22 protein-coding genes are annotated in these 15,752 nt (G+C 36.4%); 3 read left to right on the plus strand and 19 right to left on the minus strand.

Features of this window, described 5'->3' with window-relative positions; all coding sequences use genetic code 11:
- Positions 1-5: 5 nt before the first annotated feature.
- From rpsH to rpsL, 19 genes are all read right to left on the minus strand, one after another.
- Entirely contained in the window at positions 6-404 is a 399-nt protein-coding gene (gene rpsH, locus ACI6PS_RS05470) for a 30S ribosomal protein S8 (RefSeq protein WP_026706251.1), read from the minus strand.
- Between the two features lie 159 nt (positions 405-563).
- On the minus strand, positions 564-833 hold the full coding sequence (gene rpsN, locus ACI6PS_RS05475; protein WP_421011544.1) for an uS14 family ribosomal protein: 270 nt from the start codon (positions 831-833) through the stop codon (positions 564-566).
- Positions 834-836: 3 nt separating this feature from the next.
- Entirely contained in the window at positions 837-1,388 is a 552-nt protein-coding gene (rplE, locus tag ACI6PS_RS05480) for a 50S ribosomal protein L5 (protein ID WP_421011545.1), read from the minus strand.
- 2 nt (positions 1,389-1,390) lie between these two features.
- Complete coding sequence (rplX, locus tag ACI6PS_RS05485) at positions 1,391-1,705, minus strand: 50S ribosomal protein L24 (protein ID WP_026706248.1); 315 nt, start codon at positions 1,703-1,705, stop codon at positions 1,391-1,393.
- Between the two features lie 11 nt (positions 1,706-1,716).
- Positions 1,717-2,085: a 50S ribosomal protein L14 gene (gene rplN, locus ACI6PS_RS05490; protein WP_007803649.1), complete on the minus strand. Its 369-nt coding sequence runs from the start codon at positions 2,083-2,085 to the stop codon at positions 1,717-1,719.
- 2 nt (positions 2,086-2,087) lie between these two features.
- The gene (gene rpsQ / locus ACI6PS_RS05495; RefSeq protein WP_115813677.1) at positions 2,088-2,348 is read right to left on the minus strand and encodes a 30S ribosomal protein S17; all 261 of its coding nucleotides are present in this window, start codon (positions 2,346-2,348) and stop codon (positions 2,088-2,090) included.
- A 17-nt stretch (positions 2,349-2,365) separates the two neighbouring features.
- Positions 2,366-2,557 (minus strand): 50S ribosomal protein L29, encoded by a 192-nt coding sequence (gene rpmC, locus ACI6PS_RS05500; protein ID WP_421011546.1) that lies wholly within the window; start codon positions 2,555-2,557, stop codon positions 2,366-2,368.
- An 11-nt stretch (positions 2,558-2,568) separates the two neighbouring features.
- Positions 2,569-2,994, minus strand: coding sequence for a 50S ribosomal protein L16 (gene rplP, locus ACI6PS_RS05505; RefSeq protein WP_125011407.1), 426 nt, complete (start codon positions 2,992-2,994; stop codon positions 2,569-2,571).
- 19 nt (positions 2,995-3,013) lie between these two features.
- Entirely contained in the window at positions 3,014-3,778 is a 765-nt protein-coding gene (gene rpsC, locus ACI6PS_RS05510) for a 30S ribosomal protein S3 (RefSeq protein WP_421011547.1), read from the minus strand.
- A gap of 5 nt (positions 3,779-3,783) precedes the next feature.
- A complete protein-coding gene (rplV, locus tag ACI6PS_RS05515) occupies positions 3,784-4,194 on the minus strand; it encodes a 50S ribosomal protein L22 (protein WP_421011548.1) in 411 nt (136 codons plus the stop codon).
- Between the two features lie 6 nt (positions 4,195-4,200).
- Positions 4,201-4,479, minus strand: a complete 279-nt coding sequence (rpsS, locus tag ACI6PS_RS05520) for a 30S ribosomal protein S19 (protein ID WP_014085019.1) — start codon at positions 4,477-4,479, stop codon at positions 4,201-4,203.
- 6 nt (positions 4,480-4,485) lie between these two features.
- Positions 4,486-5,310: a 50S ribosomal protein L2 gene (gene rplB, locus ACI6PS_RS05525; RefSeq protein WP_421011549.1), complete on the minus strand. Its 825-nt coding sequence runs from the start codon at positions 5,308-5,310 to the stop codon at positions 4,486-4,488.
- Between the two features lie 16 nt (positions 5,311-5,326).
- Positions 5,327-5,617, minus strand: a complete 291-nt coding sequence (gene rplW, locus ACI6PS_RS05530) for a 50S ribosomal protein L23 (protein ID WP_421011550.1) — start codon at positions 5,615-5,617, stop codon at positions 5,327-5,329.
- A gap of 7 nt (positions 5,618-5,624) precedes the next feature.
- Entirely contained in the window at positions 5,625-6,254 is a 630-nt protein-coding gene (rplD, locus tag ACI6PS_RS05535; RefSeq protein WP_421011551.1) for a 50S ribosomal protein L4, read from the minus strand.
- A complete protein-coding gene (gene rplC / locus ACI6PS_RS05540; protein WP_421011552.1) occupies positions 6,254-6,871 on the minus strand; it encodes a 50S ribosomal protein L3 in 618 nt (205 codons plus the stop codon). Before rplC ends, rplD begins: the two co-directional genes overlap by 1 nt.
- A gap of 200 nt (positions 6,872-7,071) precedes the next feature.
- Positions 7,072-7,377 (minus strand): 30S ribosomal protein S10, encoded by a 306-nt coding sequence (gene rpsJ / locus ACI6PS_RS05545; protein WP_011963470.1) that lies wholly within the window; start codon positions 7,375-7,377, stop codon positions 7,072-7,074.
- Between the two features lie 11 nt (positions 7,378-7,388).
- The gene (fusA, locus tag ACI6PS_RS05550; protein ID WP_421011553.1) at positions 7,389-9,545 is read right to left on the minus strand and encodes an elongation factor G; all 2,157 of its coding nucleotides are present in this window, start codon (positions 9,543-9,545) and stop codon (positions 7,389-7,391) included.
- A gap of 10 nt (positions 9,546-9,555) precedes the next feature.
- Complete coding sequence (rpsG, locus tag ACI6PS_RS05555) at positions 9,556-10,032, minus strand: 30S ribosomal protein S7 (RefSeq protein WP_026706238.1); 477 nt, start codon at positions 10,030-10,032, stop codon at positions 9,556-9,558.
- Positions 10,033-10,092: 60 nt separating this feature from the next.
- The gene (rpsL, locus tag ACI6PS_RS05560) at positions 10,093-10,476 is read right to left on the minus strand and encodes a 30S ribosomal protein S12 (protein WP_007136570.1); all 384 of its coding nucleotides are present in this window, start codon (positions 10,474-10,476) and stop codon (positions 10,093-10,095) included.
- Between the two features lie 256 nt (positions 10,477-10,732).
- On the opposite strand from rpsL, the gene ACI6PS_RS05565 reads away from it, so the two are divergent.
- The 3 genes from ACI6PS_RS05565 to ACI6PS_RS05575 all read left to right on the plus strand — a co-directional run bounded on the left by ACI6PS_RS05565 (position 10,733) and on the right by ACI6PS_RS05575 (position 15,743).
- Positions 10,733-12,454, plus strand: coding sequence for a hypothetical protein (locus ACI6PS_RS05565; protein ID WP_421011554.1), 1,722 nt, complete (start codon positions 10,733-10,735; stop codon positions 12,452-12,454).
- Positions 12,455-12,580: 126 nt separating this feature from the next.
- The gene (locus ACI6PS_RS05570) at positions 12,581-14,347 is read left to right on the plus strand and encodes a TonB-dependent receptor plug domain-containing protein (RefSeq protein ID WP_421011555.1); all 1,767 of its coding nucleotides are present in this window, start codon (positions 12,581-12,583) and stop codon (positions 14,345-14,347) included.
- Complete coding sequence (locus tag ACI6PS_RS05575; protein ID WP_421011556.1) at positions 14,310-15,743, plus strand: TonB-dependent receptor domain-containing protein; 1,434 nt, start codon at positions 14,310-14,312, stop codon at positions 15,741-15,743. The genes ACI6PS_RS05570 and ACI6PS_RS05575 overlap by 38 nt, the downstream gene beginning before the upstream one ends.
- Positions 15,744-15,752 lie beyond the last annotated feature (9 nt).

Genomic DNA, 15,752 nt, shown 5'->3' on the forward strand with positions numbered 1-15,752 from the left:
TTTTATTAGTATACGTAACAAATTACTTCACCACCAACATTAAGTTGTTTGGCTTGTTTTCCAGTCATCAAACCTTTTGATGTAGAAACAATTGCAATACCTAAACCGTTAAGGATTCTAGGTAATTTTGAAGCACCTGCATACTTACGTAAACCTGGCTTACTAATTCTTTGGATATCCTTGATTACAGGCTCTTTAGTATCTTTATCATACTTCAAAGCAATTTTGATTGAACCCTGAACGGCGTTGTCCTCAAACTTGTAACTCAAGATGTATCCTTGATCAAATAAGATCTTGGTAATCTCTTTTTTCAGATTAGATGCAGGAATTTCAACGACTTTGTGGTTTGCAGCCACAGCGTTTCTCACCCTTGTCAAATAATCCGCAATAGGATCTGTGTACATATAATTGAAATTGCGGTTTTGGTATTCGTTCCGGACCATCCGGTAGAACCTGAAACCATTAAACTCTACTAATTAATTAAACAGATAATTGTACGTTGCCGACAAAAATCCGGCAAACATACAACTATCTGTTGAAATATCAAAATTGGAACTAATATTTTACCAACTTGCTTTTTTAACTCCTGGAATTAATCCATTATTGGCCATTTCACGGAAAGTAACACGAGAAATACCGAATTGACGCATATACCCTCTTGGTCTTCCAGTTAATTTGCAACGATTGTGCATACGAACTGGTGAAGCATTTTTTGGTAATTTTTGTAAACCTTCGTAATCTCCAGCTTCTAATAAAGCTTTTCTTTTCTCAGCATACTTCGCTACCGTTTTAGCTCTTTTCACCTCACGGGCTTTCATTGATTCTTTAGCCATGTCTTAATTCTTTTTAAAAGGTAATCCTAATTCAGCCAATAATGACTTTGCTTCCTTATCTGTTTGTGCAGTAGTAACAAAAGTAATATCCATACCTGAGATTTTGTTCACTTTATCAATGTCAATCTCTGGGAAGATAATTTGCTCTAAAACCCCAAGGTTATAATTACCTCTTCCGTCGAATCCTGTAGCTTTGATACCACTGAAATCTCTAACACGAGGCAAGGCAGAAGTAATAAGTCTATCTAAAAACTCATACATTCTTTCTCCACGCAAAGTAACTTTTGCTCCAATTGGCATTCCTTTTCTCAATTTGAAAGACGCAACGTCTTTCTTAGAGATTGTAGAAACTGCTTTTTGTCCAGTAATCTTTGTCAACTCATCAACTGCATAGTCAATAAGTTTCTTGTCAGATACTGCTGCACCAACTCCACGGCTCAAAACGATTTTTTCAAGTTTTGGAACTTGCATTACGTTTTTGTAACCGAACTCTTCTTTAAGAGCAGAGATTACTCTGTTCTTATATTCATCTTTTAGTCTAGGTGTATATGCCATTACTATAGTACTTGATTAGATTTTTTTGAAAATCTTACTTTCTTATCTCCTTCTACTCTAACTCCTGTTCTTGTAGTTTCCTTTGTTTTAGGATCTATAAGAGCAATGTTAGAAATTTGAATAGGAGCTTCTTTCTTAACGATTCCTCCTTGAGGGCTTTTTGCACTTGGTTTTGTATGTTTCGAAACCATGTTTACACCTTCAACAATCGCTTTGTTTTTCTCACGATCTACCTTTACAACTTTACCTTCAGCACCTTTATGGTCTCCAGCAATAACTCTAACGATATCTCCTGTTTTTATTTTTAGCTTTATCATCTTGCAAATAATTAAAGCACTTCTGGTGCTAATGATACAATTTTCATGAATTGTTTTTCACGAAGTTCTCTTGCTACCGGACCAAAAACACGAGTTCCTCTCATTTCCCCTGCAGCGTTCAAAAGAACACATGCATTGTCATCGAAACGGATATAAGAACCATCAGCTCTTCTCACTTCTTTTTTAGTACGTACCACTACTGCAGTTGAAACAGCTCCTTTTTTTACGTTTCCGTTTGGAGTCGCATCTTTAATTGATACTACAATCTTGTCTCCAACAGAGGCATACCTTCTTTTGGTACCTCCTAAAACACGGATAGTTAAAACTTCTTTTGCTCCCGTGTTATCTGCTACTTTTAGTCTTGATTCCTGTTGTACCATAATTATTTAGCTCTTTCTAAGATTTCAACTAATCTCCAACATTTTGATTTACTCAAAGGACGCGTTTCGCTAATTCTTACAGTATCTCCAATGTTACAGTCGTTTGTTTCGTCGTGTGCAACAAATTTCTTTGTTTTCAACACGAACTTACCGTATAATGGGTGTTTTACTCTAGTTACTTGAGCAACAACAATAGACTTATCCATTTTGTTTGAAGTAACTACACCAATTCTTTCTTTTCTTAAATTTCTTTTTTCTTCCATCTTTCAGTAGAATACAATTATTGCAACTCTCTTTTAGTTAGTTCAGTTGCTATTCTTGCAACCACACGTCTAGCACTTCTAATTTGAAGCGGATTTTCAATTGGAGAAATAGCGTGAGCCATTTTCAAATCAGCATACGCTTTTTTAGATTGGCTTAGCTTTTCCTGTAATTCAGTTACAGAAAGATTCTTTATTTCTGATTGTTTCATAATAATATAGATTATGCTTCGAAATCTCTAGCAACGACGAATTTAGTTTTTACTGGAAGCTTTTGAGCCGCAAGACGTAACGCCTCTTTTGCAACTGACAAAGGAACTCCTCCAACTTCAAACATAATTCTTCCAGGTTTAACAACGGCAGCCCAATATTCAACTGCACCTTTACCTTTACCCATACGTACTTCAAGAGGCTTCTTTGTGATAGGTTTGTCTGGGAATATTTTAATCCATAACTGTCCCTCTCTCTTCATAAAACGAGTTGCTGCGATACGAGCCGCCTCGATTTGACGAGAAGTTAGGAACATTCCATCTTCATGTACAGATTTAATTCCAAACATTCCATTTGAAAGTTCGTGCCCTCTGTTAGCATTCCCTTTCATTTTACCCTTCTGTACCTTACGGTATTTTGTTCTTTTAGGCTGTAACATTTTTCTTTAGTTTAAAAATTTACTTTCTTTTACGGTCTCCACCTGGTTTTCTGTCCTTGTTGAAAGGCTTACGATCTCCTCTTGGAGAATCTCCACCTTTTCCACCACCTTGACCAGCTTGTTTTTTATCCATGCCTACAAGTGGAGAAAGATCTCTCTTTCCGTAAACTTCACCTTTCATGATCCACACTTTGATACCCATTCTACCATAAGTAGTATGTGCTTCAGCAAGTGCATAATCAATGTCAGCTCTGAAAGTTGATAGAGGAATACGTCCTTCTTTGAAACCTTCTGAACGTGCCATTTCAGCACCATTCAAACGACCAGAAATTAAAACTTTGATACCTTCAGCATTCATACGCATTGCAGCCGCAATTGCCATTTTGATCGCTCTTCTGTAAGAAATTCTGCTTTCAATTTGACGTGCGATAGAAGTACCTACCAAGTAAGCATCTAATTCAGGTCTTTTAATTTCAAAGATGTTAATTTGAACCTCTTTGTCAGTAACTTTCTTAAGTTCTTCTTTCAACTTGTCTACCTCTTGTCCACCTTTTCCGATAATGATACCAGGTCTAGCAGTAGTGATAGTAACGGTTACAAGTTTCAAAGTTCTCTCGATGATTACTTTTGATACACTAGCTTTTGATAAACGAGCGTGGATATACTTTCTGATTTTGTAGTCTTCGGCAAGTTTATCACCGTAGTCATTTCCACCATACCAGTTAGAATCCCATCCTCTGATGATCCCAAGTCTGTTTCCAATTGGATTTGTCTTTTGTCCCATCTTAATTATTTTGCTTGTGTGTTATCTAATTGTCCTAACACGATTGTAACGTGGTTTGAACGTTTTCTAATTCTGTGTGCACGACCTTGTGGAGCTGGACGAAGTCTTTTCAACATCATTCCACCATCTACTCTGATCTCTTTAACGATTAAGCCTGCTTCAGCTACGTTACCTTCTGCATTTTTCTGCTCCCAGTTGTTGATTGCAGATAACAAAAGTTTTTCTAACTTTCTTGAAGCTTCTTTAGAGCTGAATCTTAATATATTCAAAGCTCTTTCCACTTTCTGACCTCTTACTAGATCTGCTACTAAGCGCATTTTTCTAGGTGAAGTAGGGCAGTTATTCAATTTTGCGAAGGCAATCTGCTTGTTAGCTTCTTTGATGCCTTCAGCTCTTTCTCTTTTACGAACTCCCATTGCTTCTTATTTTTTACCTTTATTTTTTGCTCCAGCGTGACCTCTAAAAGATCTTGTTGGTGAAAATTCTCCTAATTTGTGACCTACCATGTTTTCTGTTACGTAAACTGGTACAAACTGACGACCGTTGTGAACTGCGATAGTTTGTCCAACAAAATCTGGAGTAATCATAGAAGCTCTAGACCATGTCTTTACAACTCCTTTATTACCTTTCTCAATATTTTCTTGAACTTTCTTATCTAATTTATAATGAACAAAAGGTCCTTTTTTTAATGAACGTGCCATATCTTATTATTTCTTTCTACGTTCTACGATATACTTGTTACTCGGATTTTGCTTAGAACGTGTTCTATAACCTTTAGCAGGAACTCCGTTTCTTGAACGTGGGTGTCCTCCTGAAGAACGTCCTTCTCCACCACCCATTGGGTGATCAACAGGGTTCATCGCAACTGGTCTTGTTCTAGGTCTTCTACCTAACCATCTAGTCCTACCTGCTTTTCCAGATACTACTAATTGATGATCAGAATTAGATACTGCTCCAATTGTAGCCGAACAAGTAAGCAAGATCAATCTTGTTTCACCTGATGGCATTTTGATTGTAGCATATTTTCCATCTCTTGCCATTAATTGAGCGAAAGTTCCAGCAGAACGAGCGATTACAGCTCCTTGTCCTGGACGCAACTCAATACAAGAGATAACAGTTCCCAAAGGAATTCTACTCAATGGTAATGTATTACCGATTTCCGGTTGTGCTTCAGCTCCAGAAACTAATTTCTGACCTACTTGCAAACCGTTTTGAGCGATAATATACGTTTTCTCTCCATCAGCATAAGCCAACAAAGCGATAAATGCAGTACGATTTGGATCGTATTCAATTGATTTCACAGTAGCCGGAATCCCGTCTTTAGTTCTTTTGAAATCAATGATACGATATCTCTGCTTGTGACCACCACCCGTATAACGCATGGTCATCTTTCCCTGACTATTTCTACCTCCAGAGTTTTTTATCGGCGCTATCAAAGAGCGTTCCGGCTTATCAGTTGTAATGGCGTCATAACCATTCACAACTCTAAATCGCTGACCCGGGGTAATAGGTTTTAATTTTCTAACTGACATAATACTGCCTTATTTATTAGATATTATTATAAAAATCGATTGTTTCTCCTTCTTGTACTTGTACCATTGCTTTTTTGTAAGCATTAGACTTTCCACTGATCAAACCACTTTTAGTGTATTTTGTAGTTCTATCCGGTCTAACATTCATTGTATTAACAGCTACTACATTTACTCCGTAAGCAGCCTCAACAGCTTTCTTAATTTGTACTTTGTTTGCTTTTTTATCTACAACGAAACCGAAACGGTTAGAAACTTCACTTTCTTTGGTTACTTTTTCAGTTACTATAGGTTTAATTATGATGCTCATATTCCTATTATTTGCTTAAATTTTCTTCAATTCCTTCTAAAGAACCTTCCAAAAGCACTAAATTATTAGCGTTAAGAATGGCGTAAGTACTTAATTCTGAGCTACTTACAACGTTAGAAGCTTTTAAATTGCGTGACGACAAATATACATTTTTATTCGAATCACCCAACACAAATAATGATTTTTTATTCTCTAACCCTAAAGCTTTCAAAACGTTAATGAAATTTTTAGTGTTTGGAGTTTCAAAATTGAAGTCTTCTAAAACGATAATATTTGACTCTTTTGCTTTGATAGAGAAAGCAGATTTTCTTGCCAATCTTTTCAAGTTTTTATTCAATTTGAATGAATAACTTCTTGGTCTTGGTCCGAAAACTGTACCTCCACCTTTAAACAAAGGGTTCTTTGCACTACCAGCACGAGCTGTACCAGTACCTTTTTGCTTTTTAATCTTACGAGTAGATCCCGCAACTTCAGCTCTTTCTTTAGCTTTGTGCGTTCCTTGTCTTTGATTAGCAAGATATTGCTTCACATCAAGGTATACTGCGTGATTGTTTGGCTCGATTGCGAATACTGAATCAGAAAGAGTGATCGTTCTGCCAGTTTCTTTTCCGTTGAAATTTAAAACTTTTACTTCCATTACTTCTGAATGATTACATAAGAGTTTTTATGTCCAGGAACACATCCTTTGATAACAAGTAGGTTCTTATCAGCCACTACTTTTAAAACTCTAAGATTTTGTACTTTCACATTATCTCCTCCCATTCTTCCAGCCATACGCATTCCTTTGAATACTCTAGATGGATAAGAAGAAGCTCCTACAGAACCTGGCGCTCTTAAACGGTTGTGCTGACCATGAGTTGCTTGTCCAACACCACCAAATCCGTGACGCTTCACAACACCTTGAAAACCTTTACCTTTTGAGACACCTTGTACATCTACAAATTCTCCTTCTTCAAAAATAGAAACATCGATAATGTCACCTAATTTTTGTTCAGTTGCAAATTCTTGAAATTCAACGACTTTTTTCTTCGCTACAGTTCCAGCCTTTTTAAAGTGACCTACGGCCGCTTGTGTGGAATGTTTCTCAGTTTTGTCATCGAAACCAAGTTGCAACGCTTCGTACCCGTCAACCGCATTGGTTCTGACTTGGGTAACAACGCATGGTCCAGCTTCAATAACAGTACATGGAATGTTTTTTCCATTCTCGTCAAAGATACTAGTCATGCCAATTTTTCTTCCGATTAACCCAGACATATTAAACATTTATTAATTAAACAATTACTTTTGGGCGTATTTGACCCCAAAAAGTTTGCAAATGTATTGCTTTTTTTTGATTTACAACGCATTAAGCAAGAATATTTTTCATATAAAAATTCGCACCTAAAAAAACTCCATAAAAAAAGGCGAAACATAGAAAAAACTATGTTTCGCCCTTGTATAAATTCAAAATATAATTATACTTTGATCTCTACTTCAACACCACTTGGCAACTCTAATTTCATTAGAGCGTCAATAGTTTTTGAAGATGAAGAGTAAATATCAATCAATCTCTTGTATGACATTACCTCGAATTGCTCTCTTGCTTTTTTGTTAACGTGCGGAGAACGCAATACAGTGAAAAGTTTTTTGTGAGTTGGCAACGGAATTGGACCAGTTACCACTGCACCCGTACTTTTTACGGTTTTTACAATCTTTTCAGCAGATTTATCTACCAACATGTGATCGTAAGATTTTAGTTTTATTCTGATTTTTTGACTCATTTTCTTTAGAATTAAGCGTTACCTTTTGCTTTTTTGATTACCGCTTCCGAAATATTAGAAGGCGTTTCAGTGTAATGTGAAAACTCCATTGTTGAAGTTGCTCTACCTGATGACAATGTTCTCAATGTAGTTACATATCCAAACATTTCAGACAAAGGCACATCAGCTTTGATTGTTTTAGCACCATTTCTGTCACCCATATCATTCACCTGACCTCTACGACGGTTGATATCACCAACGATATCTCCCATGTTTTCTTCTGGTGTGATTACTTCCATTTTCATGATTGGCTCAAGAATTACAGCTCCAGCAGCTTTAGCTACTTCTCTATAACCCATTCTTGCCGCTAATTCAAAAGAAAGTGCATCAGAATCCACAGGGTGGAAAGATCCATCCAACAAAGTTACTTTCAAACTATCAACTTGGTATCCTGCTAAAGGACCAGTTTTCATAGCTTCTCTGAAACCTTTTTCTACAGATGGAATATATTCTTTAGGAACGTTACCACCTTTAACTTCATTTACGAACTGTAATCCAACTGGAACTTTACCGTCAACTTCATCAGCAGGCTCTAATCTAAATACGATATCACCGAATTTACCACGTCCACCTGATTGTTTCTTGTAAGTTTCTCTATGTTGAGCAGATCTTGTAAATGCTTCTTTATATTCAACTTGAGGCTCACCTTGGTTTACTTCAACTTTGAATTCACGTTTCATACGATCTACAAGGATATCCAAGTGAAGCTCACCCATACCAGAGATAATTGTTTGACCAGAAGCCTCATCAGTTCTAACTGTAAACGTTGGATCCTCTTCAGCCAATTTAGCCAAAGCCATACCCATTTTATCTACGTCAGCTTTTGTTTTAGGCTCGATAGCGATACCAATTACCGGTGCAGGGAATTTCATTGACTCAAGAATGATAGGATGTTTTTCATCACACATTGTATCTCCAGTCTTGATATCTTTAAATCCAACTGCAGCTCCAATATCACCTGCCTCGATATATTCGATTGGGTTTTGCTTGTTAGCGTGCATTTGGTAGATACGAGAAATTCTTTCTTTGTTTCCAGAACGAGTGTTCAAGATATAAGAACCAGCATCCAAACGACCCGAATAGGCACGGAAGAAAGCCAAACGACCTACGAATGGGTCAGTAGCAATCTTAAATGCAAGAGCTGCGAACGGCTCTTTTACATCAGGACGACGTAAGATTTTCTTTTGATCTTCTTCTAACAATTCAGCATCATCAGGGTGAATTCCTTCGATACCTTCTTTATCCAATGGAGATGGCAAGTATTTACATACTGCATCTAGCATGAACTGAACACCTTTGTTTTTGAAAGAAGAACCAGCAATCATAGGAATGATCGCCATATCGATTGTAGCAGCTCTTAAAGCAACATTGATTTCCTCTTCTGTGATAGAATCCGGATCTTCCATGTACTTATCAAGCAAGTTCTCATCATAATCAGCAACTGCTTCAATAAGGATATCTCTGTATTCTTTTACCTCATCCACCATATCAGCTGGAATGTCGATAATATCAAAAGTAGCTCCTTGAGTAGCATCATGCCAAACGATAGCTTGGTTTTTTACCAAATCCACAACACCTTTGAAATCATTCTCTTCACCAATTGGCAAAGTGATTGCAACTGCGTTTGATTTTAGCATGTCTCTTACTTGTTGACAAACTGCCAAGAAGTTAGAACCTTGACGGTCCATTTTGTTTACGAATCCCATACGTGGAACTCTGTACTGATCTGCAAGTCTCCAGTTAGTTTCTGATTGTGGCTCAACACCATCAACAGCACTAAACAAGAAAACCAATCCATCCAATACTCTCAAAGAACGGTTTACCTCTACGGTAAAGTCAACGTGTCCAGGAGTATCGATGATGTTAAAGTGGTAAGACTTAGAATCTGGAGTAGTCTTTCCTTGAATTGTAGGAAAGCTCCACTCACATGTTGTAGCAGCTGAAGTAATGGTAATACCTCTTTCTTGCTCTTGTGCCATCCAGTCCATTGTTGCAGCACCATCGTGCACCTCACCAATTTTGTGTGATTTTCCAGTATAAAAAAGGATACGCTCAGTTGTTGTTGTTTTACCAGCATCAATGTGAGCAGCAATTCCGATATTTCTTGTAAATTTTAAATCTCTAGCCATTTCTTAAAAATTAAAATCTAAAGTGAGAGAATGCTTTGTTTGCTTCAGCCATTTTGTGAGTATCCATTCTCTTCTTAACAGCAGCACCTTCTTCTTTAGCAGCAGCTAAAACTTCAGAAGCTAGTTTTTGAGCCATAGATTTCTCATTTCTTCTACGTGCATAAAGTATCATCCACTTCATTGCCATAGAGATCTTACGGTCTGGTCTGATTTGCATTGGAATTTGGAATGTAGCTCCACCTACTCTACGGCTACGTACTTCTACGTGAGGCATAACGTTTGTTAAAGCATCTTTCCAGATTTCTACTGAAGATTTTTCAGCGTCTTGTTTTTTTGCTTCTACGATGTCCATTGCATCATAAAAAACTTTAAAAGCAGTTGATTTTTTACCATCCCACATCAAGTTGTTCACGAAACGTGTTACTAATTGGTCGTTAAACCTTGGATCTGGTAAAAGAGGTCTTTTCTTGGCCTGTCTTTTTCTCATTTCTTCGTTTTTTTGTTACTCCTTATCAGTTTCATCCTCTAATTCATAACGGTTTTAAGATTACTTTTTTGCTTCTTTTGGGCGTTTAGCACCATACTTAGATCTTCTTTGCGTTCTTCCTGCAACACCTGATGTATCAAGCGCTCCACGAACGATGTGGTATCTAACTCCTGGTAAATCTTTTACCCTTCCACCCCTAACTAATACTATCGAGTGCTCTTGTAGATTATGTCCTTCTCCAGGGATGTAGGCATTCACTTCGTTACCATTTGTCAAACGTACACGCGCTACTTTACGCATTGCAGAGTTTGGTTTTTTTGGCGTCGTTGTGTAAACACGCGTACAAACACCTCTTCTTTGAGGACAAGAATCTAAAGCAACCGATTTACTCTTCTTAGTTATCTGAGTTCTTCCAGTTCTTACTAATTGTTGAATTGTTGGCATAATTAATACTAAAAATTTCTTATGTTTTTTAAAATTCCCGCTTTTTACGGGGTTGCAAATGTAGTAAATATTTTTAATGAAACAAATCATAATCCATTAATTTTCAAATAGATTAATATTGATTTGATTTTCACATATTATAAGATGATTTTTTGCGTTACTTTTACGAAGGTTCCCAAAAGGCAAATGGTTTATCCCCTAGCCCCGATTGAAGTGGAAATCCTTTTTATCTCGTTCCTTTAACGAGATAAAAAGATTGCAACGGAAAGCGGGAAAATGGATTCCAAAAACACCCAAGCCTTTTGCTCCTAATAATTTGTACAGTTTGAAAAAATTTCTGCTTTTTATTTTTACTTTTTTTTGTCTGAATAGCTTCGGTCAGAATTTGCGTTTGAGTATTGATTCCGAAAATGAGAAATCGAAAAAAACAATTGATTCCTTAGGCTACAAGAAGGAACATGAAAATGCAAAATCGGTTATTGAGGAAGGGAATTTAGTTTCTGAAAAACTGACAAGGCTTGGTTTTATTGAAAATGAGATTTTGGAAATGAAAAAGCCGAATGATAGTACTTTTCAGTTTCGTTTTGCAGTAGGAAAAAAAACGGATTTTATACATATATATATAGGTGAGGATTTTTCGAGTTATTTTGACGAAAGGAAAGACACCCTGAAGATGCGTTTTGAAGAAACCGAAAGCTTTTTGAATGAAACATTGGCCAAATTGGAACGTAAAGGATTTTCGCTGGCACGATTAAAATTGGTCAATTTCAAGAAAGACACAAATGCTCTTTTTGCAGAACTGGTTTTGGAAACTGGAAATCAGCGACAGCTGAACGATATTGTGATTAATGGTTATGATAAATTTCCGGAAGGTCACAAGAAAAACATCAAGAGACTTTATCGGAACAAGACTTTTAATCAGGAAAACCTAAAGAAGGTGTACGATGATTTTAACAAGTTCCGATTTGTAAACCAAACGCGCTATCCTGAGATTTTATTTACAAAGGACACGACAAAGGTGTATGTTTATTTGGAAAAATCAAAACCGAATAAATTTGACGGCTATATCGGTTTTTCGAATGATGATGAGGACAAGGTAAATTTTAATGGTTATTTGGATTTATTACTCGTCAATTCTTTGAATGTTGGTGAAGAATTTACATTATATTGGAAAAGCGACGGCAACAAGCAACGTACTTTTAACGCAGGAATCGAATTGCCTTATATTTTTAATTCGCCGTTTGGATTGAAAGTCAACTTGAATATCTTCAAACAAGACAGCACGTTCCAAAATACCAAAACCGCAATTGACTTGGGCTACTACTTTAACTATAATACTCGTCTTTATATTGGCTATCAATCAACAGAATCGAGCGATATTCAGAACACGAATAATTTCAGCATCAGCGATTATGAGAATTCGTTCGTGACAAGCACTTTTGAGTTTGTAGATTTTAAAGTAGATGATTTTCTGTTTCCTGAAAAAACAAGAATTAGCTTGAAAGGCGGTTTGGGAAAAAGAAGTTCAAAATTGGAATCGAACAATCAAAGCTTTCTTGATTTCAATATTAAGCATAATATTTACTTGAACGACAAAAACAGTTTCAACATAAAAAGCCAGAATTTTTATCTGCAGAGCGAAAATTACATCATCAACGAATTGTATCGCTTTGGCGGAATCAACTCGATTCGGGGATTTAATGAAAACAGTCTTCAGGGAAACTTCCTAGCTTCGATACTTACCGAATACCGTTATGTTTTGGCACCCAGCATTTACGTGCATACCATAACAGATTATGGATATTATCAAGACAAGACCTCAGATATCAGCGACAGACTACTTGGCCTTGGTTTCGGTTTTGGATTGCTTACTAAAAATGGATTGTTGAATTTGGTTTATGCGAATGGAAGCACAAAGGATCAAACGATTAAACTTTCGAATTCCATTATTCACATCAGTTTTAAGACTGTTTTTTAGAATATTTCAATCAAAATATACCATATCGGATAATATACTAAATTATTTCCTAATATTTTTATTTTTTTATGATAGGAAAGTTAACTTTTTCTTAAGAAATTTGGTTTATAACTAAATCAAATTAATATGAAATCGAAATTAACAAATTACTTAGCACTCCTATTAGTGCTATTTGCGCAAATCACATTTGCTCAAGAAAGGACTGTTACTGGTAATGTTTCCGACAGTAACGGGCTTCCGCTTCCGGGAGTTAGTATTATAATCAAAGGAACATCTACAGGAACTCAGACTGATTTTGACGGGAACTTTTCACTCTCTGCAGCTCCCAACCAAATTTTGGTTTTTAGTTATATTGGAACTAAAACCCAAGAAGTTGTAGCTTCATCTACAAATTTAAAAGTGAAACTAGCCGACGATGCTACGGAATTAGAAGGAGTTGTAGTAACTGCTTTTGGTATTAAAAGAAATCCTAAAGATCTTGGATATTCCGTGAGCAGTATAAAAGCAGAAGAACTCACTGAAAACTCCGAACCTGATTTGATTCGATCCTTGAACGGGAAAGTTGCCGGGGTTAACGTGAATGTTTCTAATGGTGTGGCAGGAGCTTCTAATCAGATTACAATTAGAGGAACCACTTCCTTTACTGGTGACACACAACCTTTATTTATTGTTGATGGTATTGCTTATGACAATACACAATTGACAACTTCTAGCCAAGTTGATGGTGGTGGCGGATATGAATCTGCACTTTCAAGCTTGGATCCAAATGATATTGCTTCTGTTAACATTCTAAAAAGTTCGGCAGCAGCCGCACTATATGGTTCAAGAGCGGTAAACGGTGTTATTGTAATCACTACAAAATCTGGATCTGGATCTTCAAAAAAAGGACAGAAAATGAGTATTAATGTGGGAACAGGAACCTATTTTGAAAATATAGGAAATTTACCCGAATACCAAAACAAGTATGGTGCAGGTAACAACTTCGGGTATTCTAATGCTAATGGTTCTTGGGGACCTGCCTTTGGCACTTTAGAAACAATTCCAACGTGGCCAAGTATATTAGAAGCATTTCCAGATCAATTTGGAGCTACAGTTCCTTATGTTGCTAAACCAAACAACGTAAAAGATTTATTTCGTACAGGAATAGTTATTGATAATACAATCGGCTTTAATTATTCCGGTGAAGCAGGAAGCTTTAATGTGACCATTTCAGACTTAGATCATGATGGATACATTCCTTTTAACACCTACGACAGGACATCCATTTCTGCTGGTGGTAATTTTAAACTAGCGAATAATTTAACCGTTGGTGCAAATTTGAGCTATTCAAACACAGAACAAGTGGGCGCTTTTTTTGGAGAGAACCAATATGATGGCGCGTCTTCATCTTTTGCTAGAGTCTTATTTTTGGCTCGAAACTGGGATTTGAATTTACCCTATGAACATCCAGCAACAGGTTATTCTGTAACTCCAAACGGCGCTCAATTTGACCATCCTTTATGGTCTTGGGAACATGACAAAATCATCACAAATAGCAACAGAACAGTTGCTGGTGTGAATTTGAATTATAAATTCAACGAAAACATTTCAGCTTCTTACAGAGTAGGCTTTAACAAATATAGTTTAGACCGACAAGAAATTCGCGACCTAGGCTCAAGAGCCGCAAGTGGACTCGGATCTATTACTACGGATAGATTTAACAATGAAGATTTAGAATCAACATTCTTATTAAACTTTGACTATAAATTGAGTGAGGATTTTGGGTTAAATGCAATTATTGGTAATAACGTTTTACAGAATGAAACACAACGCTTAACCTACAGGAAAAGAATTAATCTTACCAGATTTATTTACAATGAAAAACACAAAAAACATTTCGAGCCTTTTAGATGAAGGAGATAGAAAAAGAAATGTTGGTGTATTTGCAGATGTAACTTTTTCGTTTAGAGATTTTTTATTTCTGAATGCGACTGCAAGAAACGACTGGAGTTCATCTTTACCAAAAGACAACAACTCTTATTTTTATCCATCTGTAAGTGCTTCTATTATTTTAACAGAAGCTTTCAAAATGGACAGCAAGATCTTAACCTTTGCAAAACTTAGAGGTGGGTTTGCAAAAGTAGGGCGCGACGCACCAGCTGAATTTTTGAATACAACTTTCTCGCTAGGTCAAACTTTCAATAATAATCCAGTTATCGGAAACAATACTTTTTTAGGTAATCAAAAGATTACTCCAGAGTTCACTCAAGAAGTTGAGTTTGGAACAGATTTAGAGTTTTTTAATCGTAGAATCATTTTAGATGCAACTGTTTATAATAAAGTTACTACTGATTTAATAACTCCAGTTTCAGTTCCTGTAACAAGTGGTTTCTCAACCTACAACACGAATTTAGGTGAGATGACTAATAAAGGTGTAGAACTTGGATTAACCCTTGTACCAACCAAAAATGATAATTTCAGATGGACTTTAAATACTACATTTACAAAAAATAAAAATGAAGTTACTGAATTAATAGACGGTCTAGATCGTTTTGCCTTAGACGCAAATGAAATTGGGTATGTGATAAAAGGGCAACCATTCGGTGTGTTCTACGGGACAAAATTTGCAAGAGATGCAAATGGAAATTACTTGATCAATCAATCTGGTGGAGGTATTCTTCAAGATCCTACACCGGGTGTAATTGGCGATCCTAATCCTGATTTCAAAATGAGTTTTATCAATACTTTATCGTACAAAGGATTTTCGTTAAGAACACAATTTGATTGGAGACAAGGTGGTGATGTAAAATCCACAACTATAGAATCTTTGCTTGGAAGAGGTGTTACTAGAGATACCGAAAACAGAGAGCAAACGTTTATCATTCCAGGTTTCTATGGCGATCCAAATACCGGACAACCAATTTTAGACGGAAACGGAAATCAAATTCCTAATACTGTACAGTTAAGTATGAACGAGCTGTATTTTTCTCCAGGTAGTGGATCTGGCGGAAATACATTCGGGATTAATAGTGTGGATGAAGCAAGCATATATGACGGAACTGTTTTTAGGTTACGAGAAATTAGCCTAACCTATGATGTACCATCAAAATTCTTAGAGAAAACTCCATTTGGAGGCATCAGTTTTAGCATCATGGGAAGCAATTTGTGGTATTTTGCTCCTAATGTTCCAAAATATACCAACTTTGATCCTGATACTACAAGCTATGGTTCTTCAAACCTTCAAGGTATTGAAGTATCTGCAGCTCCTACATCCAAGAGATATGGATTCAAACTTAACCTAACATTCTAAAAAAAATTA

It is taken from the genome of Flavobacterium sp. PLA-1-15 (assembly GCF_049060005.1).
GTDB lineage: Bacteria > Bacteroidota > Bacteroidia > Flavobacteriales > Flavobacteriaceae > Flavobacterium.